Origin of the sequence: Serratia sp. AKBS12, from assembly GCF_024793895.1 — a bacterium.
In the GTDB taxonomy this organism is placed as follows: domain Bacteria; phylum Pseudomonadota; class Gammaproteobacteria; order Enterobacterales; family Enterobacteriaceae; genus Serratia_F.
On record NZ_JANUSB010000011.1, the window covers coordinates 75,391 to 95,247 of the forward strand.

At 58.5% G+C, this 19,857-nt stretch carries 18 protein-coding genes and 1 pseudogene; 11 read left to right on the forward strand and 8 right to left on the reverse strand.

The features are described from left to right. Positions 1-171: 171 nt before the first annotated feature. From NYE85_RS08975 to NYE85_RS08985, 3 genes are all read left to right on the forward strand, one after another. Positions 172-1,824 carry a multidrug ABC transporter permease/ATP-binding protein gene (locus tag NYE85_RS08975; protein ID WP_259004395.1) on the forward strand — a complete coding sequence of 551 codons (1,653 nt, stop codon included), beginning with the start codon at positions 172-174 and terminating at the stop codon, positions 1,822-1,824. 369 nt (positions 1,825-2,193) lie between these two features. Further along, positions 2,194-2,310 carry a YmiA family putative membrane protein gene (locus NYE85_RS08980; protein WP_259004396.1) on the forward strand — a complete coding sequence of 39 codons (117 nt, stop codon included), beginning with the start codon at positions 2,194-2,196 and terminating at the stop codon, positions 2,308-2,310. Between the two features lie 12 nt (positions 2,311-2,322). After that, the gene (locus NYE85_RS08985; RefSeq protein ID WP_259004397.1) at positions 2,323-2,493 is read left to right on the forward strand and encodes a hypothetical protein; all 171 of its coding nucleotides are present in this window, start codon (positions 2,323-2,325) and stop codon (positions 2,491-2,493) included. On the opposite strand, the pseudogene NYE85_RS08990 reads toward NYE85_RS08985, so the two are convergent. Continuing rightward, positions 2,490-3,719 (reverse strand): annotated as a pseudogene (locus tag NYE85_RS08990) (CynX/NimT family MFS transporter). The gene NYE85_RS08985 and the pseudogene NYE85_RS08990 sit on opposite strands and share 4 nt — an antisense overlap. A 209-nt stretch (positions 3,720-3,928) precedes the next feature. After that, positions 3,929-5,662 carry an ABC transporter ATP-binding protein/permease gene (locus NYE85_RS08995; RefSeq protein ID WP_259004398.1) on the reverse strand — a complete coding sequence of 578 codons (1,734 nt, stop codon included), beginning with the start codon at positions 5,660-5,662 and terminating at the stop codon, positions 3,929-3,931. 199 nt (positions 5,663-5,861) lie between these two features. Between NYE85_RS08995 and NYE85_RS09000 the strand changes: the two genes are divergently transcribed. Next, on the forward strand, positions 5,862-6,569 hold the full coding sequence (locus tag NYE85_RS09000; RefSeq protein ID WP_259004399.1) for a tetratricopeptide repeat protein: 708 nt from the start codon (positions 5,862-5,864) through the stop codon (positions 6,567-6,569). A gap of 39 nt (positions 6,570-6,608) precedes the next feature. Here the strand turns inward: NYE85_RS09000 and NYE85_RS09005 are convergent, their stop codons facing one another. Continuing rightward, positions 6,609-7,259 carry a DsbA family protein gene (locus tag NYE85_RS09005; RefSeq protein ID WP_259004400.1) on the reverse strand — a complete coding sequence of 217 codons (651 nt, stop codon included), beginning with the start codon at positions 7,257-7,259 and terminating at the stop codon, positions 6,609-6,611. Between the two features lie 24 nt (positions 7,260-7,283). After that, positions 7,284-8,168: an MBL fold metallo-hydrolase gene (locus tag NYE85_RS09010; RefSeq protein WP_259004401.1), complete on the reverse strand. Its 885-nt coding sequence runs from the start codon at positions 8,166-8,168 to the stop codon at positions 7,284-7,286. Between the two features lie 109 nt (positions 8,169-8,277). On the opposite strand from NYE85_RS09010, the gene NYE85_RS09015 reads away from it, so the two are divergent. Together NYE85_RS09015 and NYE85_RS09020 are read left to right on the forward strand one after the other, a co-directional pair. Next, positions 8,278-9,189: a LysR family transcriptional regulator gene (locus NYE85_RS09015; RefSeq protein WP_259004402.1), complete on the forward strand. Its 912-nt coding sequence runs from the start codon at positions 8,278-8,280 to the stop codon at positions 9,187-9,189. Positions 9,190-9,493: 304 nt separating this feature from the next. Continuing rightward, on the forward strand, positions 9,494-10,651 hold the full coding sequence (locus tag NYE85_RS09020; protein ID WP_259004403.1) for an MFS transporter: 1,158 nt from the start codon (positions 9,494-9,496) through the stop codon (positions 10,649-10,651). Here NYE85_RS09020 and NYE85_RS09025 read toward each other — a convergent pair. Then, entirely contained in the window at positions 10,638-11,561 is a 924-nt protein-coding gene (locus NYE85_RS09025; RefSeq protein WP_259004404.1) for a LysR family transcriptional regulator, read from the reverse strand. The two genes, NYE85_RS09020 and NYE85_RS09025, sit on opposite strands and share 14 nt — an antisense overlap. 132 nt (positions 11,562-11,693) lie before the next feature. Between NYE85_RS09025 and lysA the strand changes: the two genes are divergently transcribed. Beyond that, positions 11,694-12,950 (forward strand): diaminopimelate decarboxylase, encoded by a 1,257-nt coding sequence (gene lysA, locus NYE85_RS09030; protein WP_259004405.1) that lies wholly within the window; start codon positions 11,694-11,696, stop codon positions 12,948-12,950. Between the two features lie 100 nt (positions 12,951-13,050). On the opposite strand, the gene NYE85_RS09035 is transcribed toward lysA, so the two are convergent. Beyond that, on the reverse strand, positions 13,051-14,061 hold the full coding sequence (locus NYE85_RS09035) for a LacI family DNA-binding transcriptional regulator (RefSeq protein WP_259004406.1): 1,011 nt from the start codon (positions 14,059-14,061) through the stop codon (positions 13,051-13,053). Positions 14,062-14,147: 86 nt separating this feature from the next. Next, positions 14,148-14,471 carry a PTS lactose/cellobiose transporter subunit IIA gene (locus NYE85_RS09040; protein WP_259004479.1) on the reverse strand — a complete coding sequence of 108 codons (324 nt, stop codon included), beginning with the start codon at positions 14,469-14,471 and terminating at the stop codon, positions 14,148-14,150. 182 nt (positions 14,472-14,653) lie between these two features. On the opposite strand from NYE85_RS09040, the gene NYE85_RS09045 reads away from it, so the two are divergent. The 4 genes from NYE85_RS09045 (at position 14,654) to NYE85_RS09060 (ending at position 18,648) form a co-directional block, all read left to right on the forward strand. Beyond that, on the forward strand, positions 14,654-15,976 hold the full coding sequence (locus tag NYE85_RS09045) for a PTS sugar transporter subunit IIC (RefSeq protein WP_259004407.1): 1,323 nt from the start codon (positions 14,654-14,656) through the stop codon (positions 15,974-15,976). A gap of 8 nt (positions 15,977-15,984) precedes the next feature. Then, positions 15,985-17,412 carry a glycoside hydrolase family 1 protein gene (locus tag NYE85_RS09050; protein ID WP_259004408.1) on the forward strand — a complete coding sequence of 476 codons (1,428 nt, stop codon included), beginning with the start codon at positions 15,985-15,987 and terminating at the stop codon, positions 17,410-17,412. Between the two features lie 10 nt (positions 17,413-17,422). Then, on the forward strand, positions 17,423-17,740 hold the full coding sequence (locus NYE85_RS09055; RefSeq protein WP_259004409.1) for a PTS sugar transporter subunit IIB: 318 nt from the start codon (positions 17,423-17,425) through the stop codon (positions 17,738-17,740). 134 nt (positions 17,741-17,874) lie between these two features. Then, a complete protein-coding gene (locus NYE85_RS09060) occupies positions 17,875-18,648 on the forward strand; it encodes an FCD domain-containing protein (protein WP_259004410.1) in 774 nt (257 codons plus the stop codon). 6 nt (positions 18,649-18,654) lie between these two features. On the opposite strand, the gene galR is transcribed toward NYE85_RS09060, so the two are convergent. Then, positions 18,655-19,674 carry an HTH-type transcriptional regulator GalR gene (galR, locus tag NYE85_RS09065; RefSeq protein ID WP_259004411.1) on the reverse strand — a complete coding sequence of 340 codons (1,020 nt, stop codon included), beginning with the start codon at positions 19,672-19,674 and terminating at the stop codon, positions 18,655-18,657. Between the last annotated feature and the right edge of the window lie 183 nt (positions 19,675-19,857).

A 19,857-nucleotide genomic window follows, 5' to 3' on the forward strand; every position in this document is an offset into this window, starting at 1 on the left:
TGTAGAGCCTGCCGGGCCGGAAGCAAACTGTTAACGCGCCAGACTGCTGCGGCAGCCTGCGGTTCACTAGCCGACCTTGCCCGGCGATATGGCGAATGTTGATATTTGATTGATATCACTCTCGTGCCGACTACAATGCCTGCCATTGCATTTTTTGTTCAGGGGTTATTCATGGAATTGCTGCGGGTGGTGTATCACCAGTATCGCTGGCCTTTTGTGGCGGTGATGGCATTAACCATGGCCAGTGCCGCGTTAGGCATTGGCATCATTGCTTTTATCAATCTCAATTTGATGGCGGCGGCGGGCAACCCGCTGACCATACTGCCGCAGTTCCTCGGGCTGCTGGCGCTGCTGATGGTGGTGACGCTGGCATCGCAGCTGGCGTTGACTGCCCTGGGCCACTATTTTGTCTATCGCCTGCGTGGCCAATTGATCAAACGCATTCTGGACACCGATATCGAACGCATAGAACAGTTGGGCAGCGCATCGCTGCTGGCCAGCCTGTCGAGCGACATCCGCAATATCACCCTGGCGTTTGTCCGCTTGCCGGAGCTGGTGCAGGGCATTATCCTGACGCTCGGCTGCGCGGCCTATCTCGGCTGGCTGTCAGCGCAGATGCTGGTGGTCACCGCCATTTGGGTCGCCGTCACCATTTTCGTCAGCTGGGTTCTGGTGTCGCGGGTTTATCGCCATCTGACTCTGGTGCGTGAAGCCGAAGAGCGGTTATATCAGGATTATCAATCGGCAATTGAAGGACGCAAAGAGCTGGCGCTAAACCGCGACCGTGCCAAGGCGCTGTTTCAGCAAGCCTATCAGCCGGACGCCGTGGACTATCGTCACCATATTATCCGGGCGGATACCTTCCACCTCAGCGCGGTAAACTGGTCGAATATCATGATGCTGGGCGCCATCGGCCTGGTGTTCTTTATGGCCAACAGTCTCGGCTGGGCCAATACCACCGTGGCCGCGACCTATTCATTGACCCTGCTGTTTCTCCGCACGCCGTTGTTACAGGCGGTTGGCGCTTTCCCTACCTTGCTCAGTGCGGAGGTGGCGTTTAACAAGGTCAAGTCGCTAAAACTGGCCGACTATCGTGAAGCGTTCCCGGCCGCAGTGGCCAAGCCATGGCAAACCCTGGAGCTGCGCGATGTGGTATTCCACTACGGTTCGACCGAGCAGCGCCAGGGGTTCGCCGTCGGCCCGCTTAATCTGACGTTGCAGCGCGGGGAACTGGTGTTTCTGATTGGTGGCAACGGCAGCGGCAAATCAACGCTGGCGATGCTACTGACCGGGCTGTACCAGCCGGTGAGCGGGCAAATCCTGCTGGATGGCAAGGTGCAGCAGGCGCAGGACCGTGACGACTATCGCCGGCTGTTTTCGGCTATTTTCACCGACTTCCACCAATTCCATCATCTGCAAGGGCCAAACGGTGAAGCGCCAGATGCGCTGCTGGTCGAACGCTGGCTACAACGGCTGAACATGAAGAGCAAGCTGGAGTTTGACGGAAATCGAGTGACCAATCCGCAGCTGTCGCAAGGGCAACGCAAGCGGTTGGCGTTGCTGCTGGCGGTTGCCGAACAACGTGAAATCCTGTTGCTGGACGAATGGGCGGCCGATCAGGATCCACAGTTCCGCCGTATTTTTTACCGGGAACTGCTGCCTGAGTTGCGGGCGTTGGGTAAAACGGTGTTTGCCATCAGCCATGACGATCACTATTTCGAACATGCCGACCGGCTGCTGGAAATGCGCGCCGGGCAACTGAGCGAATTGACCGGCAGCGAACGCGAACGCGCCAGCCGGGATTCGGTCACGCAAATCGGCTAAACGCGTCAATGCACCGGGTCGGCAACTGACCCGACGAGGCATGCCGGCAGCGCAGGGAACGCGCTGCTCCTGCCTACCCCTCCTGAAAATTCTGATTCTGCCGCTAATAAACCTGCCGATCCGTTAACGTCCGGTTGATTTTTGCCTAGCCGAAAAATGGCAGAATCCTTCACGCGAAATATTAGGGAAGACACTTTTATTATTTCTTTTTAAAGAGTTAGGGAATATCCCCACTTATGTACTGCCTAATCGGATTTTTCTTAGTACAATTTCCTCTTTTCCGCCATAAGAAAAAACTCATTATTGATCGTTTAAAACGATCAATAATGAGTTTATAATTACTATTATCTATTAGTTGGCGGGGGACGTATGGCATATAAGGAAGATCCCCAGTTGCGGCGAAAAGCCTGGCTGGCCGTTTTCATCGGATGCGGTGTTTTTTGGAGCGTGGTGGGCCTGACGGTCTACTGGTTTTTGACCACTTAGGGAAGCAAGACGATGAAAAAGAATCCAGAAACCAAAAAGCAGTCACGTTGGCCGGCGAACGGCAAGGCGAAAATCCCGCCGTCGTGGCAACTCAACGAAGCGCAGCGTTCGTTTATTGAGGACCTGTGGCAGGATGACGCCCTCAATACCCCGACGCCGGATCCTGCCCGCGCGCCCGATTAACCGATAACCCGGCTGCGGCCAGCCAGGATGCCAAACAGCATCTGCAACAGCGTTAATCCCAATAAAATGCCGAGCGGCACGTTCCAGCTTTGCGTCAGATCGTGCAGCAAGCCGAACAGCGTCGGGCCAACGGCTGCCAGCAAATAGCCGACGGACTGTGCCATGCCGGACAATAACGCCGCCTGCTGATGATGCTGGCTGCGCAGGCCAAAGAACGACAGTGCCAGTACCAGCGAGCTACCGGCTCCCAGCCCGGCGAATACCAGCCATACCAGCGAACTGGCCGGCAACAGCAATAATCCTCCGACGCCGATAAAAATCAGCAAAGAACTGACCAGGGCAATGGCCCGCTGGTCGCGCGCGCGTGGCAGAATGATCACCATCACGAAGTTCGCCACGATGGCCACCACCTGGTAGATGAACAGTTCGAAACCGGCCTGTTGCGGTGAAGTGCCGTGGCTGGCGGCAAAGGCGCTGAACCAGCCGATGATGGTATAAAACGTGACCGATTGCAGCCCCATAAACAGCGCAACATGCCAACCGAGCGCGCTACCCCATGGCGAACGAGATGGCGATGTTCCCTTGGATGGCGCCTGGCGGTGCATCGATTGTGGCAATACGCGACTGCGCAACTGCGGTAGCCATATCAACAGCGCCAACAGCGCCGGTAACCCCCAGCACAACAGTGAAAACCGCCAGCCGTTATCGTTCAGCGCTGCCAGCGGCACCGCCATGCCGGACGCTATGGCCGCGACCAGCGACATCACTGCGGCATAGGCGCTGATCATGGCCGCCGCACGCTGTGGGAAATCCCGTTTGATCAGGGTTGGCAGCAGCACGTTGGCAAAGGCAATCGCGGCGCCGATCAGACCGCTGCCAAGTCACAGCAGGCTGGTTGGCGGTTGCGAACGCAGTGCAATACCGAGCACCAGCAGCAGCAAGGCCAGCCCCAGCGTGCGTTCGATGCCGATGCGCTGTGCCAGCGCCGGGGTCACCGGCGACAGCAGCGCAAACAGTATCAGTGGCAATGAGTTCAACAGCCCGGCGGCGGTGGACGACAGCGTCAGTTGCTGCTGGATTTGTTCCAGCAACGGGCCGACGCTGGTCAGTGCCGCACGCAGGTTCGCCGCCACCAGCATAATGCCAGCGATCAACAGCAAAGGGCGGTGTAACCGACGGCGCGTGGCTGCGGTAGTGGAAATGGTAGAAGAAACGGGTTGGGGCATAAAATCCTCGCACCAGGGCATGCAGCCAATCAATTCTGCATGGCGTGATGCGTTGATTGACGTTAACGCTTACGTAGCGGCCAGTGGCCGATATCTGTGCGCCAGTGTAGGCAACAACGCCATCCCTGACAAGCGGCGCAGACAGATAATGAAGCCGATGGCGGCCGAGCGGATGCCCGGCTCGCCGGGTACCGGTAGCGGTGGAGCGTTTATGCCGAACCGGGCAGCGGACTTGGCGTCATCCGCGCCGGCTGCTCGCCCTGGCGGCTGAAACGCCAGCAGTGCTGATGGTATTTTGCCACGCTGTTGCGGTGGGCCACGCTTATCAGCGTCACGTTGGGCAATTCATCCCGCAATAGGCCATACATCAACTGTTCGGTTTCGTCATCCAACGCGCTGGTGGCTTCGTCAAGGAACAGCGTATCCGGCCGGGTGAGAATGGCGCGAGCAAATGCCAGCCGCTGCTGTTCGCCGGGTGACAGGCGGTGGCTCCAGTTGGCGGAGGTATCCAGCCAGCGTTGCAGATGGCTCAGCCGGCATTTTTCCAGCGCTTGCAGCAATACGCTATCGTCGTGTTCATTTTCCGCGTGCGGATAGCTTAATGCTGCGCGTAACGTACCGATGGGAATGTAACTGCGCTGCGGCAGAAACAGCGAACTGAGGCTGACATTGCGATGAATGGCACCGTTGCCATACGGCCAGATACCGGCAATGGCGCGCAGCAGCGTTGATTTTCCGCAGCCGGAAGGACCGACGATCAGTACGCGCTCACCGCGTTGCAGCGTCAGATTGGCGTCGGTCATCAGCGGCTGGCCGCTCGGCAGGTACAGGCTGAGGTTGGTGAGCGTCAGCGGTTCGGCATCCTGCTGCTGCAACGCGATGCCGCGCGGCTGGTGATGTGCCCGATCGACTGCGGCATTGAAGCCGGCCAGACGGTTGACGCAGGCTTTCCAGGTGGCGAGATCGTTAAAGGCGTCGATAAACCACGACAGCGCCCCCTGCACCTGGCCGAAGGCCGAGGCAATCTGCATCATGCCGCCCATCTGTATGGCGCCGGAAAAATAGCGCGGCGCCGCCACCAACAGGGGAAAGATGATAGCGAACTGACCATAAAAATTGCTGGCGATGTTGAGCCGGCGGGTGACGCGCATGATCGACCACCAGTTGCTGCGGATAGCCTCGAAGCGGCCGCTCAGCTGTCGGGTTTCGTGCGCTTCGCCGTGGTAGAGGGCGATGGCATCGTTATTCTCGCGGATGCGGATCAGCCCGAAACGAAAGTTCGCCTCATAGTGCTCCTGATTGAAGCCCAGCATCACCAGTGGCTTGCCGACCCAGCCAATCAGCAGCGAGCCGAGCACCGCGTACAGTAAGGCGAACCAGACCATATAGCCCGGCAGGGTAATGCTATGACCGATCAGGGCGAAGGTCAGCGGCCCGCTGACGTGCCACAGAATGGTGACGAAGGAACATAGCGTTACCAGGCTGGACAGCAGGCCGAGCGACAGCGACAGCGTGTATTGGGTCAGTACGTTGAGGTCTTCGGCAATACGCTGGTCCGGGTTGTCAATCAGCTGCTGTTGCTCGGTATGGTAATAGGCCTGGTGCGCCAGCCAGCGGGCCATGTATTTTTCCGTCATCCAGCGCCGCCAGCGCATTTGCAGACCCTGGGTCAGATACACCTTGTACACCGCCAGCACGATGAAGATCAGCGCCAGATAGCTAAAGCGCCACAGTTGCTGCCTGAAGACCGGATAGTTCTTGTTCTGTAACGCGTCATAAAACACCTGATTCCACTGGTTAATCTGCACGCTGATGTAAACCAGCCCCAGCGAAAGCGCTACGATGGCCAGCAGCATCGCCCAGGCGCGCCACTTTTCTTCGGATATCCAGAACGGTTTTATCAGTTGCCAGACGGCATGCTTTTGCGTGAGGGGACTGTTCATACTGCTCCTGCTAAAAAAAACCAGCGACCAGCATGTGCGCTTGGCCGGTAACAAGCAAACAACGCTTGTAAGCAGGTTTAACCAGGCTAATCCTTTGCAATATCATCACTGAATCGGCAAGGGTGAAGCTGGCCGGTCATCCGGTTATACTGGCGCAAAATCAGCATGTTTGAAGTTTGCGTGACGGAAAGGAAAAGGCATGAAGGCGTTGTATCCCCTGTTGCTGGCTTATGGAGCGCTGGTCAGCGAGCAGGCGCTGGCTCAAATTGATGAGCCGGACATTCAGGCAGATTGCCAGAAAGTGCCCGGTTATGCCGAACTTGGCACCGCCGCCTATCAACGTGGCGATTATGTCAAAGCCGCCGAGATCTTCCGCGATCAGGCCGCGTGGAGCGAGTTTTGCGGCAAAAGCGAACGGGCAACCGCAACCGCCTACAACAATGTGGCATTGGCGTGGATCCATGCCGGGCAGTTGCTCAAGGCGCGGGCTTACCTGGCGCTGGCACCGCATGACAGTAAATCTCAGCATAATCTGGCATTGCTGCAGGCGCGGTTGGCGCAGCAGCCGGCGCCTGACGGCCCGGCCGGCGTGTATTGGCAGTATGCCGGCCGTGGCGTGTGGAGCGAAGTCAGCGTGGCACCGCAGGGCAGGCGCTGGCACGTCAGCTATGCCGGCTACTATATGCCGGGCATGGGATTGTACTATGGGCCGAATATGGGCGAGTTCAGCGATCTGCTGACGATTGTCGATAACCGGGCGGTCTACCATCAGTCGGTCGAGGAGGCGGGTATGGCGTGCGATGTCACCCTGCAATTCAGCGCCGACGCCGTCGATCTGCACACCCAGGGCGACTGCGGGTTTGGCCATAACGTGCAGGCGCAGGGGCGCTTTGTACGGGTAGAATAAAGCGGCGCCAGGGGGAGACGCCAGCGCCTCCCCGCGGATTCAGGCCCAGGTCACCGCGCCGCTCAGCGCTGCGGTCCAGCCGGCAACGTTGTTCAGATAGTTGCTGGCTGGCAGCAGGCGCATTTGTCCTTCGCTATCTTGCAAGACAAACGTCGGGAAGCCATGGCCGCGTACTCTGGCCAGCAACGCACGGCTGTCGGCGATGTGCTGGGCCGTCGGCGCACCGCTGTTGAAGCGCATTTCGGCGATGAACGCGGCGGAAGGCAATCCCAGCTCGCGTGCCAGAGACTCCAATACCGGCGTGTCGGCAATGCGTCGGCCTTCCTGATAGTGCGCCTGCTGAATGCGGTGCAGCATGTCCAGTCCACGTCCGGCCAGCCGTTGTGCAGCCAGGATGGCGGTGATCGGCGGCGTTGAATCCAGCATCGCCGTGCTGTCACGCAGCAGCCCATTGAAATAGGCTTCGCCAAAGCTCTGGCCGGTCAACTCGGCAATCCGTCGATCGTGCGGCATCACATACTCGCGCCATTCATCACCCATCGGGCGGCGGTTGTCACCGGTCATCATGCCGCCGGCGTGTAACTCGATATTCAGTTTCGGCAGGCTCTGAGCTGCCTTAAGCAGCGGTGCGGCGCCGTAACACCAGCCGCACAGCGGATCGTAAATATAATGCAGGGTGGCAGTGTTCATCATATACCTCGATGCGTTAAGCGGTTATTGCGGCCATTTCATTTCACCTTTCAACACCTTGGCGCTCAGCTCCAGGCTCGATTCATCCTTCAGGTTCGGGTAGTGCTTTTTCATCGCCGCTATCAGCGCGCTTGAATCGCTGGCTTTTGGCAACTCGGCTTCCAGCGTGGTCAGGTAACGCTGGGTAAAGCTGACGGAAGCCAGCGTTTGCGGCGCGCCTGGCAGGAAATGCCCTGGCACCACCACCTGTGGTTTCAGCGCTTCAATGCTGGCCAGCGTTTGCTGCCAATGGGCGCGTGAGGTTGCCGTCTGGTTATCGGCAATCCATGGGTGAATGTTGTCACCGGCCACCGCCACGCCGCCGACTACCGCCCGTAGCGATGGGATCCACACGTAGGTGCGTTCCGGCGTTGGGCCATTCAGGCCTTTCACTTCCACCTTTTGTCCGTCGATGGTAAAGCTGTTGCCCTGCAACGGCTGTGGCACCACGATGCTTTTCGGCGCGTTTTGCTTCAGGATCGGCCCCCAATAGGTCAGTTTGCCGTCTTTTGTCGCGTTGATTTCCTTGATGGTTGCCGGCGTGGCAACGATCTTGGCCTGCGGGAACGCCGCTTTAATCACGTCCAGACCAAAATAGAAATCCGGATCGGAGTGGCTGATGTAAACGGTGGTCAGTTGCTTGCCGGTAGCCTTGATTTTCTTGACCAGCCGTTCAGCGTCGTTGCGCTGGAACTGGGCGTCGATCAGCGCGACCTGATGCGGGCCGCTGATGATTTCGGAAGACACCGGGAACACGCTGTCTTCTCCCGGATTGTACACTTCCATGGTCAGAGAGCCGGCTGCGTTGGCGTAGGTGCTGACGGCGGCGACGCCGGTGAATGCCAGAGCGATAAATGATTTTTTAAACATGTGCAGGTGTCCTATCGGTGTGGTTTGTTGATGAAAAGATAGTAGGTTGCATGAATCGATAGAAAAACCGGATAATGAGCAATTATTGATTGCATAAATCGGATGAATCATGGATCGCATTACCGCCGCTGAAGTCTTTGTCTCGATCGTCGAACGGGGCAGCATGATCGCCGCCGCCGAGGCGTTGGGTATGTCGCGCGCCATGGTGACGCGTTATCTGGCACAGATGGAACAGTGGGCCGGCGCGCGCTTGCTGCATCGTACAACGCGCAAGCTCAGCCTGACCGATGCCGGTGAGCGCACGCTGCACCGTTGCCGGCAAATGCTCCAGGTGGCGCAAGACATTGATTTGGTGCAGGAGGAGTCGCGTGATGAACTGCGCGGGCTGCTGCGCATCACCTGTTCGCAGTCGCTGGGGCAAACTGCGCTGGTAGGGGCGGTTAGCCAGTATCTGAAGCGCCATCCGCAGGTCGCGGTCGATCTGCAAATGAATAATCGAGCGGTCAATTTGGTGGAGGAGCGCATCGATCTGGCGCTACGTATCACCAACGAGCTGGATCCGAACCTGATAGCCCGGCCGCTGTCCACCTGTGCGTCGGTGGTATGTGCTGCTCCCGGTTACCTGGCCGTGCACGGCACGCCGCGCCAACCGCAGGATCTGGCGTTGCACAACTGCCTGACCTATTCCTATTTCGGCAAGAGCCTGTGGCATTTTGATCATCAGGGGGTGAAATCGGCGGTGGCGGTGAGCGGCAACCTGAGCGCCAATGAATCGGTGGTGTTAATGGCCGGCACGCTGCAAGGCGCCGGGATCTCGTTGCAGCCGTATTATTCGGCCGCACCGCTGCTGGCGAAAGGGGAACTGGTGGAATTGATGCCGGAGTACCAACCGCAATCTATGGGCATTTATGGCATTTATACGTCGCGACGGCAAATGCCTGCCACACTGCGTAGCATGCTGGACTTTCTGGTGGAGTGGTTCAGCCACGATGAGCAGTGGTTGGCCACCTTGCGCCGCTAGCGCCCCCCCGAAGTAATATTTCCTCACATTTTTCATCATTAGCTCATTCAAGCGCTTAGCCGGATAACGTGGTTTTTTTATGCGTTACGCATGGTTAACCGCTGGTTTCAAGCCGCAGACGCATGCTATTCCTATGGCGTGGAATAAGAAAATTATACTTAATAATTATAAGGTTATATCATTTAGCCCTACCTGTTCCCTACACCCATTCATCTGATGACGGGCGACCCTGTGGTTCGCCTGCCTTTTGCGTTTTTTATCGGCCGCGCGTGCGCGGGGTCGTAGTTAATCGGGAGCGTTAGTCATGCCTGTTTCTCTGCTCGCACTGGCATTAAGTGCATTCGCCATCGGCACCACCGAGTTTGTTATCATGGGGTTGCTGCCTGAGGTCGCACAGGATCTGCAGGTCTCCATTCCGTCGGCCGGCTGGCTGATCAGTGGCTATGCGCTCGGCGTGGCGATAGGTGCGCCCATCATGGCGCTGTTGACCGCACGTCTGCCCCGTAAAAACACCTTGTTGCTGCTAATGGCGATCTTTATCGTCGGCAACCTGATGTGCGCACTGGGCTACAGCTACGGTTTCCTGATGCTGGCGCGCATTATTACCGCGTTGTGCCATGGTGCATTCTTCGGCATTGGCGCCGTAGTGGCGGCCAATCTGGTGGCGCCGAACCGCCGGGCGTCGGCGGTGGCGCTGATGTTCACCGGCTTGACGCTGGCCAACGTACTGGGGGTGCCGTTGGGTACCGCGCTGGGGCAGGCACTGGGCTGGCGTTCAACCTTCTGGGCGGTGGCACTGATAGGCGTTGCCGCGTTGCTGGCACTGTACCGCAACCTGCCGGTGGTGAAGGATGAAGCACCGACCGATCTGAAAAAGGAGCTGGCGGCACTGCGCGGTGCCGGCGTCTGGCTGTCACTGATGATGACGGTGGCATTTGCAGCGTCGATGTTTACCCTGTTCACCTACATTGCGCCGCTGTTGACCGACGTAACCGGCGTCTCCCCGCATGGCGTAAGCTGGACGCTGCTGCTGATGGGGGTTGGCCTGACGCTGGGTAATATTCTCGGCGGTCGTCTGGCAGACTGGCGGCTGGGCGTGACTTTGTCCGGGGTATTCCTGGCGATCGCGCTATTTTCAGCGTTGTTCAGCTGGACCAGCAGCGCGCCGATCCCGGCGGAAATTACGCTGTTCCTGTGGGCTGCCGCGTCATTTGCGGCGGTGCCGGCGTTGCAGATCAACGTGGTGACCTACGGCAAGAAAGCACCAAATCTGATTTCGACGCTGAACATTGCCGCATTTAACCTTGGTAATGCGCTGGGAGCCTGGGTTGGCGGGGTAACTATCGCGCAAGGGCTGGGGTTGACGGCGGTGCCGCTGGCTGCTGCTCTGCTGGCGCTGATTGGTCTGGCGCTGTGCCTGGTGACCTTTGGCCGCGCCCGCCGCCAGGCTAGCGCGCAATAACCGCTGCCAGACGGGCGGGGAAATGCGCCGCCCGCTGTTGCAGATGCGTAACGAAGGCGCTGACCAGCGCCGACGACGGGCGATGCAATGGCCGGATCAGGCTGACGGTGAACGGCACGTCAAGGCTGAACGGCCGCAGGTGCACGCCGCTGTCGGCGTAATCCAGCGCGGTCAGCGGGTTGACGATCGAGATGCCGACGCCGGCCCTGACCATGGCGCACACCGACGCTGCACTGTGCGTTTCCATCACCATACGCCGATCGACGCGCTGTTCGCTAAACAGCGCATCGAGCAGTTGGCGATAGCTGTCGGTGTTCGACAGACTGATAAAATTCTCCCCGGCGAAGTCCTGCGGCGTCAGCACGCTTTTTGCCAGCAACCGGTGCCCAGCGGGCAGCACGCAAACCTCGTTCAACGTCATTAACGTCATGCGCTCGGTGCCGGCCGGGGTCTGGTTATTTTCCGTCAATCCCAGATCGTGGCGCTGCGCCGACAGCCATTCTTCCAGCAGGGGGGATTCCTGCGGTATCACGCTGAAACTCACTTCCGGGTACTGGTCGATAAATGGTTGGCACACCGCGGGCAGCAGCGACTGGGAAAACACCGGCAGACAGGCGATAGACAGTTGCGCCTGCTGAAACTGGCGAATGCCGGCGGCGGCGGTTTTGATGCGCTCCAGGCCATAGTACGAACGCTGAACCTCTTCAAACAGCCGCAGTCCCTGCACCGTTGGCGACAAACGGCCGCGCACCCGATCAAACAGCTGCAGTCGTATCAGCTTCTCAAAACGCGCCAGTTCACGACTGACGGTGGGCTGCGAGGTTTTCAGCAATATCGCGGCTTCGGTGAGGTTGCCGGTGGTCATTACCGCATGGAAGATTTCAATCTGGCGCAGCGTTATGGCGTGCATGGGAGTCTCCGGCAGCGCGTAAAGTCAGTTACGATGTATATCATAAATGAATAGACTACGGTGAAACGGATATTTTCCTGCCGATTATCGCTGCGGCATGATAGTAAAAACGTTTAGCTTGAGAACCTTGCCATGCCACGCGCCTTGAATGATACCTCCACTGCGTTGAATGCCGCCAATCTATTGGCGCTGCCGGCGCGTTTCGGTTGCCCGGTCTGGGCCTATGATGCCGCGATTATCAGTGAGCGCATCAGCCAGCTGCGCCATTTCGACGTGATTCGCTTTGCCCAGAAGGCCTGTTCGAATATTCATATTCTGCGCCTGATGCGCCAGCAGGGCGTCAAGGTTGATTCGGTATCGCTGGGGGAAGTCGAACGCGCGTTGCAGGCCGGTTTTCAGCCGGGCGGCGACGAGATTGTGTTTACCGCCGACGTGCTGGACCACGCCACGCTGGCGCGCGTCAGCGAGCTGAAGATCCCGGTCAACGCCGGTTCCATCGATATGCTGGAACAGCTGGGCCAACGCTCGGCCGGTCACCCGGTGTGGTTGCGCATCAATCCTGGCTTCGGCCATGGCCACAGCCAGAAGACCAATACCGGCGGCGAAAACAGCAAACACGGCATTTGGTATGCCGATTTGCCAAAGGCGGTGGAAAAAATCCAGCGCTACGGCCTGACGCTGCTGGGCGTGCACATGCATATCGGTTCCGGCGTGGATTACCAGCACCTGGAGCGGGTGTGTGACGCCATGGTGCAGCAGGTGATCGATCTGGGGCAGGATATTGGTGCCATTTCGGCCGGCGGCGGTCTGTCTATCCCGTATCAGTATGGCGAAGAGGCCATTGATACCGAACACTATTTTGGCTTGTGGGACCGTGCTCGGCAACGTATTGCCGCGCACCTGGGCCACCCGGTGGCGCTGGAGATTGAACCGGGCCGCTTCCTGATGGCGGAAGCTGGCGTGCTGGTGGCGGAAGTGCGCGCGGTGAAGAATATGGGGAGTCGTCACTTTGTGCTGGTTGACGCCGGCTTCAACGATTTGATGCGCCCGGCGATGTATGGCAGCTATCACCATATTTCATTATTGCCGGCCGACGGCCGCAATACCGCGGACCAACCGCTGCGCGATACGGTGATTGCCGGCCCGCTGTGCGAATCCGGCGACGTCTTTACCCAACAGGCCGGCGGCGGGGTGGAAACCCGTGCGCTGCCGGCGGCGCAGATCGGGGATTATCTGGTGTTTCATGACACCGGCGCTTATGGCTCCTCAATGTCTTCCAACTACAACAGCCGCCCGCTGCTGCCGGAAGTGTTGTTTGAAAACGGCGAAGCGCGGTTGATTCGCCGTCGTCAGACCATCGACGAGCTGATCGCGTTGGAACGGGTGTAACACGCCGTCACAGCGCGTTGCGACGGATAAACCCCGGGGTTGCAGCCGCAGCCGCCGGGGTTTTTTTATCGTTTAACCGCCCAGTGGCAGCAAAGGGGCATTATTTGGCGTACGGGCCGGCGATCACCGATTCACGCAGCTTCAGTTCACCGGTGAACGGTTGCAATGCGGGCAGGGGATCGCCGTTAATCAGGCGCAGCGCCTGGCCGATGGCGGCTTCTATCATCGCGTCTATCGGCAGGTAGACGGTGGACAGCGCCGGTTGCAGATAGGCCGCGCTGGGTTCGTCGTCAAAACCGAACAGTGACACATCGTGCGGCAGACGTTTACCGGCCTGGCTAAGCGCCTTCATGGCACCGATGGCCATATCGTCATTGCTGGCGAACAGCGCGCTAAAGGCGGCGCCAGCTGCCAGCAGAGCGCTACAGCCGCGATACCCCCCGGCCACGCTGCTGTCGCCGTAGGCTACGCGGGCGTCGTCAAAGGCGATCTGATGCTGTTCCAGCGCCTGGCGATAGCCGGCCAGCCGCGCCTGGGCGGTTGGCGTGGCGATCGGGCCGGTAATGCAGGCTATTTCACGATGCCCCTGGCCTATCAGATAATCCACCGCCTTGAACGCCGCCTGCTGCTGTTCGAAGAACACGCAGCGTTCTCGCGCCTGCGGCAAATCACGGTTAATCACCATCACCGGCACCGGCAGGCTGTCGAGCAGCGCCATCAGGGCTGCTTCATCCATAAAGCGGGTGTAGAGGATAATGGCGTCACAGCGGCGATCCGCCAGCAGCTGTACCGCCTGCAGTTCGTCCTCTGGCGTGTCGTGGCCGTCGGTAACAATCAGATGTTTGCCGCTGGCTTCAATCAGTTTGGCGGCCTGGCGTAGCAGGCGGCCAAAGTAGGGGCCATCGAAATTGGACACCACCAGGCCAATGCTGTTGGAGCTTTTGTTCGCCAGCGACTGGGCAAGAAAGTTGGGTCGATAGCCCAGCTCGTCCATCGCCTTGAACACCGCGTCGCGGGTGCTCTTTTTCACCTGGCCGGTGCCATTTAAAACGCGGGATACCGTCGCTTTCGACACCCCTGCGCGAATGGAAACATCCAACATGGTGATCATCTGTGGCTAACCTCGTAGTGCAAACGTCCGCTGTGGAAAGTAGTGGTAGTCTAGCATAGGGGCTGGCCAAGGACAGCGGGCGATCGCTAGGCGTCGCCGGCGAACACCTCCTGACGCAGCAGCACGATCTCCTGTGCCAGATCGTGACACAGCATGGCGGTCATCAGATGATCCTGCGCATGTACCATGATCAGGTTTACCGGGATCTTGCCTACTCCTTCATCCACACCAATCAATTGGGTTTGCACCTTGTGCGCTTCGCGCGCGGCGGCCTGCGACGCCGTCAATGCCTCCTGCGCCTGCGACCACTGACGCTGCCGAGCTGCCTGAATGGCCGACATCGCGTGGGATCGCGCTTCGCCGGCGTTGATCAACAGTTCCATTACCGTTTGTTCCAGATCGATCGCCATGATTTCTCTCATTGGTATGCCAAAATTGGCTTTTTTCATCATATTGGAATTCCAATATCACCTTGTGAGAGTGAGATCACAGAAAAATAATCCGGTTGGCTTATTTTTGGTATGCCAAATCGCGAAACAGCGGTACGCGAATCGGTCATCTGAGCCAGCACAACACAACAAGAGGTGGTGTCATGTCATTTCGGGACCGGCTAATAGACTCTCTGGGAGCCTTCGCCAACAAGTTCAACAGTTACAGATACATCATGGCCATCAAGGCGTCGTTCATCACGCTGATGCCGGTGATCATTGTCGGCGCGTTTTCGGTGCTGATCTCCAATATGGTGATGGATCCCAAGAACGGCCTGGCGAGCTTCGCCATGTTCTCGTTCCTGGCGGATTTCAAGCCGATCATGAGCAGCATCAACTACGCCACGCTGAGCTTTCTCAACATTGGCGCGGTATTCCTGATCGGCATCGAGCTGGGCAAGATTAACGGATCGCGATCGCTGTTTCCCGGCCTGCTGGCGGTGATCTGTTTTATCGCGGTTACGCCGACCACCGTTGAACTGATGGTCAACAACCAGATGCAGGTGGTGAAAGACGTGCTGGCGAAGCAGTTTTCGGATACCCGCAGCCTGTTCCTCGGCATGTTTATCGCCATTTTGTCGGTGGAACTCTATTCCAGACTGGAAACGCTCGACCGGCTGAAAATCAAAATGCCGGAAAGCGTGCCGCCGAACGTCTCTGCGTCGTTTTCGGCACTGATCCCGGCGATCATCACCGTAGTGGCGATCGCCACCTTTGGCTTTGCCTTCCATCGCGTCACCGGTATTTACCTGTATGACGCGGTGTATCAGGTGGTGCAGCAGCCGCTGGAAACGGTGGTGCAAAGCCTGCCCGGCATCCTGATCCTGATGTTCGTGGCGCAGCTGTTCTGGGTGATCGGCATTCACGGTAACCAGATGGTGAAACCGATCCGCGAGCCGCTGCTGCTGGGGGCGATCATGGTCAACATGACCGCCTTTGAGCAGGGCAAGGAGATCCCCAACATCATCACCATGCCGTTCTGGGATGTGTATATGAGCATCGGCGGATCCGGCATCACGCTCGGGCTGCTGTTTGCGGTGATGATCGCCACCAAGCGCAAGGAGATGCGGGAAATCAGCAAGCTGTCGCTTGGGCCAAGCTTCTTCAACATCAACGAACCGGTGATCTTCGGTATGCCGATCATGCTCAACCCGATCCTGGCGATCCCGTTCATCATCACGCCGCTGATCACCGGCACCATCGGCTATTTCGCCACCAGCATCGGTTTCGCCGGCAAGGCGGTGGTGATGGTGCCGTGGACCACGCCGCCGATCATCAACGCCTGGCTGTCGACCGCCGGATCGATGGGTGCGGTGGTCACCCAGTTGATCTGCATCGTGGTCGCCACGCTGATTTACCTGCCGTTTGTCAAAGTGGCGGCGCGGCGCGCCGAGCAGGCTGAACAACCCGTTATACAGAATGCATGAGGTGAGCAATGAGTCAGGTTTCACTCGACATACCCAGGGATTTTATGCTCGGCGCGGCGGCTTCCGCCTGGCAGACCGAGGGCTGGAGCGGCAAAAAGCCGGGGCAGGATTCTTACCTGGATTTGTGGTATCGGCACGATCGCCACGTTTGGCATAACGGTTACGGCCCGTCGGTCGCCACCGACTTTATCAATCGCTACCGTGAAGACGTGGCGCTGATGAAGCAAAGCGGCATCAGCCATTACCGTACGTCGATCAACTGGGCGCGTTTTCTTACCGATTATGAGCAGGGGGTGGTGGATGAAGAGTACGCTTCCTATATTGACGCCGTGCTGGACGAAATGAAACGCCAGGGCGTTGAGCCGATGCTGTGCCTGGAACACTATGAGCTGCCGGGTTACCTGCTGGAAAAATACGACGGCTGGAACTCCAGGCGGGTAGTGGAACTGTTCGTGCTGTATGCGCGCCGGGTATTTGAGCGCTTCGGCGACAAGGTGACGCGCTGGTTCACCTTCAATGAGCCGGTGGTGGTGCAGACGCGGGTGTACCTTGACGCCATCCGCTGGCCATACGAGCAGAACACCGGCAAATGGATGCAGTGGAACCACCATAAAAATCTGGCCACCGCTTCGGTGGTGCAGCTGTTCCGCCAGATGGGCTGTACCGGCAGCATCGGGGTGATCCTCAATCCGGAAGTGACCTATCCGCGCTCCAGCGCGCCGCACGACCGGCGTGCCGCCGAGCTTTACGATCTGTTCTATAACCGGGTGTTTCTCGATCCGGCGATCAAGGGGGAATACCCGGCGGAACTGCTGACGCTGCTCAATCAGCATGAGGTGCATTTTGCCTGGACGCCGGAGGACATGGCGCTGATCCGCGACAACACCGTCGACGAGGTGGGCATCAACCTGTATTACCCGCACCGCGTCAAGGCGCCGAGCCGCCAATGGCACAGTGCAACGCCGTTCCATCCGGCGATGTACTACGAGCATTTTGAACTGCCGGGGCGGCGAATGAACAGGTCGCGCGGCTGGGAAATCCTGCCGAAAATCGTTTATGACATGGGGCTGCGCATGCGCGACGAGTACGGCAACATTGCCTGGTTTGTCGCTGAGAACGGCATGGGCGTTGAGAACGAAGCGCAGTTTAAAAATGCCGAGGGCGAAATTCAGGACGACTACCGCATCGAATTCATCCGCGAACATCTCTATTGGACGCTGAAAGCGGTGGAGGCCGGGGTGAACTGCCGCGGCTATATGCTGTGGGCATTTACCGACAACGTATCGCCGATGAACGCCTTCAAAAACCGCTACGGCCTGATTGAAATCGATCTGGACAACCAGCGTAACCGGCGGCAAAAAAAGTCGGCGCACTGGTTCCGCACGCTGAGCGACAGCCGGCGACTGACCCTGACGCTTGACGATGAAAACAAATAAGGAATTGCTGATGAAACGAATCGTTCTGGCCTGCTCGGCGGGCATGTCCACCTCGCTGGTGGTGACCAAAATGGAAAAAGAGGCGGCGGCGCGCGGTCTGGAGTTGCAGATCTACGCCATCCCCGAACAGAATCTGCGTGATGAACTGCAAAGTTATGGCAGCGATATTCTCGCGGTGCTGCTGGGGCCGCAGGTGCGCTTTAAGCTGACGGAAAACAAAAAGCTCACTGACCAATACCAGATCCCGATCGCGGTGATCGATTCTGTGGCATACGGCACGTTAAATGGCGCAAAAGTACTCGATCAGGCGCTGGGTTTGGTAGACTAACCCGGTTGTCGCCCCAACGGCTGGCGGATGTGCCCATCATCCGCCAGTGCACGCCGTCGGGAGCGGACTTTTCGGGCTAGATACCTCTTGTATGCAGGGTATGGCATGGGCCAGGCGTCTTTCAGGGTGAAACGGTGGACAAAGTCGTGATTCCGCAGGAAAAAAAGCAGTATCAGGAGATTGGACGGGACCTTCGGCAAAAAATTCAGCAGGGCCATTTCGCTATCGGCACGCGTCTCCCGCCCGAGCGCAATATCGCCGAAACCTACGGTGTCAGCCGTACTATCGTGCGCGAAGCGCTGCTGATGCTTGAACTGGAAGGTACGGTGGATATTCGCCAGAGCTCGGGCGTCTACGTGATCCGCATTCCAAACGAGGCGGCGGAAGATGACGATCCGCTGTTGCAGAGCGAGGTCGGACCGTTTGAAATGCTCCAGGCGCGCCAGCTGCTGGAAAGCAATATTGCGGCGTTTGCCGCCAAAATGGCCACCAAGGCCGACATCGAAAATTTGCGACGTACGCTGGAACAGGAACAACGCGCCATCATTGCCAATGACGAAAGCGGCGACAATGACAAAATGTTCCATCTGCTGATCGCCGGTGCGACCCAGAACCAGATGCTGCTGGATACGGTAAAAAGCATCTGGCAGCGGCGGGATGCCAGCCCGCTGTGGCAGCAGTTGCACAGCCGCATAGCCACCAAGGGCTATCGATTGAAGTGGCTGGCGGATCACCAGAACATTCTGGCAGCGCTGCGCCGTCGCGACGTGATGGGATCGTATCAGGCAATGTGGCAGCACATGGAAAACATCAAGGGCACGCTGATGGAGCTATCTGACGTTGATGCCCCGGAATTCGACGGCTATCTGTTTGAGTCGGTGCCGATCTTCCAGGGCAAACTGGTGTAGGGCAAACTACCCCTGATCGAGCGCATTGTTGATGCTGGCGACCGAATGGCGCCGCACCAGCGTCGGGCTGAACATATTGGTGATTTCCGGCAGCGGCTGGCCGTTGGCCAGCGCCAGCGCCAGTTCCGCCGCCTGGGTTGCCATCGCCACCACCGGGTAGCGCACGGTGGTCAGGCGCGGCCGCAGATAGCGCGAAATCAGTACGTCATCAAAACCAATCAACGATATCTGCCCCGGCACGTCGATGCTGTTATCGCTCAGCACCGACAGCGCCCCGGCGGCCACCGGATCGTTATAGCAGGTCACCGCGCTGAAGTTCTTGCCGCGGCCCAGTAACTCGGTCATCGCCTGCTCGCCGCCAATCTCGTCCGGTTCGCCGTAGGCAATCAGCTTTTCATCCACCGCAATGCCATGTTCCTGCAACGCGTCCAGATAGCCCTGCAGGCGATCGGTGGCGTCGGAAATCTGGTGGGTGGAACAGATGATGGCAATGCGCTGGTGCCCCTGCTGGATCAGATGGCGGGTCGCCAGCCAGGCGCCGTAACGATCGTCCAATGCGACGCAGCGGGTTTCATAGCCGGGCAGCGTGCGGTTGATCAGTACCATACCGGGGATTTGCTGCATCCAGACGCGCAGCTCCATATCGGTCAGCTTTTTGGCGTGTACCACCAGTGCCGCACAGCGGTGGCGAACCAGCTGTTCTATCGCCTGTCGCTCTTTTTCGGCGTCGTGGTAGCCGTTACCAATCAGCAGAAAGTTATGCGTAGTGTAGGCCACTTGCTCGACGGCTTTGACCATGGCACCAAAGAACGGATCGGAGACGTCGGAAACGATCAGCCCGACGGTTTCGGTTGATTGTTGCGCCAGCGCACGGGCATTGGCGTTAGGGTGATACTGTAATTGCTCCATCGCCGCCAGCACTGCGCTGCGCGAACCATCGCTGGCCTTCGGCGAGTTATTGATCACGCGAGATACCGTGGCAACGGAAACGCCCGCCAGCCTGGCAACATCCTTTATGGTAGCCATATATGCTTCAACTTATCCTGGGGTAATCGCTTACATTCCCCAGTTTTGCGGAAAAACCGTCCGGCTGCAAGTCGCCGGCTGCGTAACTGTGGCGGCGTTGGCAGATATTGGCAGGTTATCCTGCCGTTGGCCGTGGCGCCGCGCTGCGCTTAGGCCGTGATGCGAGGGCAATAGAGCGATTTG

Excerpts from the sequence above, each read along its gene's own strand:
- NYE85_RS08975 (WP_259004395.1), top strand. The coding sequence starts at position 172 with ATGGAATTGCTGCGGGTGGTGTATCACCAGTATCGCTGGCCTTTTGTG.
- NYE85_RS09050 (WP_259004408.1), top strand. The coding sequence starts at position 15,985 with ATGAGTCAGGTTTCACTCGACATACCCAGGGATTTTATGCTCGGCGCG.
- galR (WP_259004411.1), bottom strand. The coding sequence starts at position 19,674 with ATGGCTACCATAAAGGATGTTGCCAGGCTGGCGGGCGTTTCCGTTGCC.
- NYE85_RS09055 (WP_259004409.1), top strand. The coding sequence starts at position 17,423 with ATGAAACGAATCGTTCTGGCCTGCTCGGCGGGCATGTCCACCTCGCTG.
- lysA (WP_259004405.1), top strand. The coding sequence starts at position 11,694 with ATGCCACGCGCCTTGAATGATACCTCCACTGCGTTGAATGCCGCCAAT.
- NYE85_RS09040 (WP_259004479.1), bottom strand. The coding sequence starts at position 14,471 with ATGGCGATCGATCTGGAACAAACGGTAATGGAACTGTTGATCAACGCC.
- NYE85_RS09000 (WP_259004399.1), top strand. The coding sequence starts at position 5,862 with ATGAAGGCGTTGTATCCCCTGTTGCTGGCTTATGGAGCGCTGGTCAGC.
- NYE85_RS08995 (WP_259004398.1), bottom strand. The coding sequence starts at position 5,662 with ATGAACAGTCCCCTCACGCAAAAGCATGCCGTCTGGCAACTGATAAAA.
- NYE85_RS09015 (WP_259004402.1), top strand. The coding sequence starts at position 8,278 with ATGGATCGCATTACCGCCGCTGAAGTCTTTGTCTCGATCGTCGAACGG.
- NYE85_RS09005 (WP_259004400.1), bottom strand. The coding sequence starts at position 7,259 with ATGAACACTGCCACCCTGCATTATATTTACGATCCGCTGTGCGGCTGG.
- NYE85_RS09025 (WP_259004404.1), bottom strand. The coding sequence starts at position 11,561 with ATGCACGCCATAACGCTGCGCCAGATTGAAATCTTCCATGCGGTAATG.
- NYE85_RS08980 (WP_259004396.1), top strand. The coding sequence starts at position 2,194 with ATGGCATATAAGGAAGATCCCCAGTTGCGGCGAAAAGCCTGGCTGGCC.
- NYE85_RS08985 (WP_259004397.1), top strand. The coding sequence starts at position 2,323 with ATGAAAAAGAATCCAGAAACCAAAAAGCAGTCACGTTGGCCGGCGAAC.
- NYE85_RS09035 (WP_259004406.1), bottom strand. The coding sequence starts at position 14,061 with ATGATCACCATGTTGGATGTTTCCATTCGCGCAGGGGTGTCGAAAGCG.
- NYE85_RS09045 (WP_259004407.1), top strand. The coding sequence starts at position 14,654 with ATGTCATTTCGGGACCGGCTAATAGACTCTCTGGGAGCCTTCGCCAAC.
- NYE85_RS09010 (WP_259004401.1), bottom strand. The coding sequence starts at position 8,168 with ATGTTTAAAAAATCATTTATCGCTCTGGCATTCACCGGCGTCGCCGCC.
- NYE85_RS09020 (WP_259004403.1), top strand. The coding sequence starts at position 9,494 with ATGCCTGTTTCTCTGCTCGCACTGGCATTAAGTGCATTCGCCATCGGC.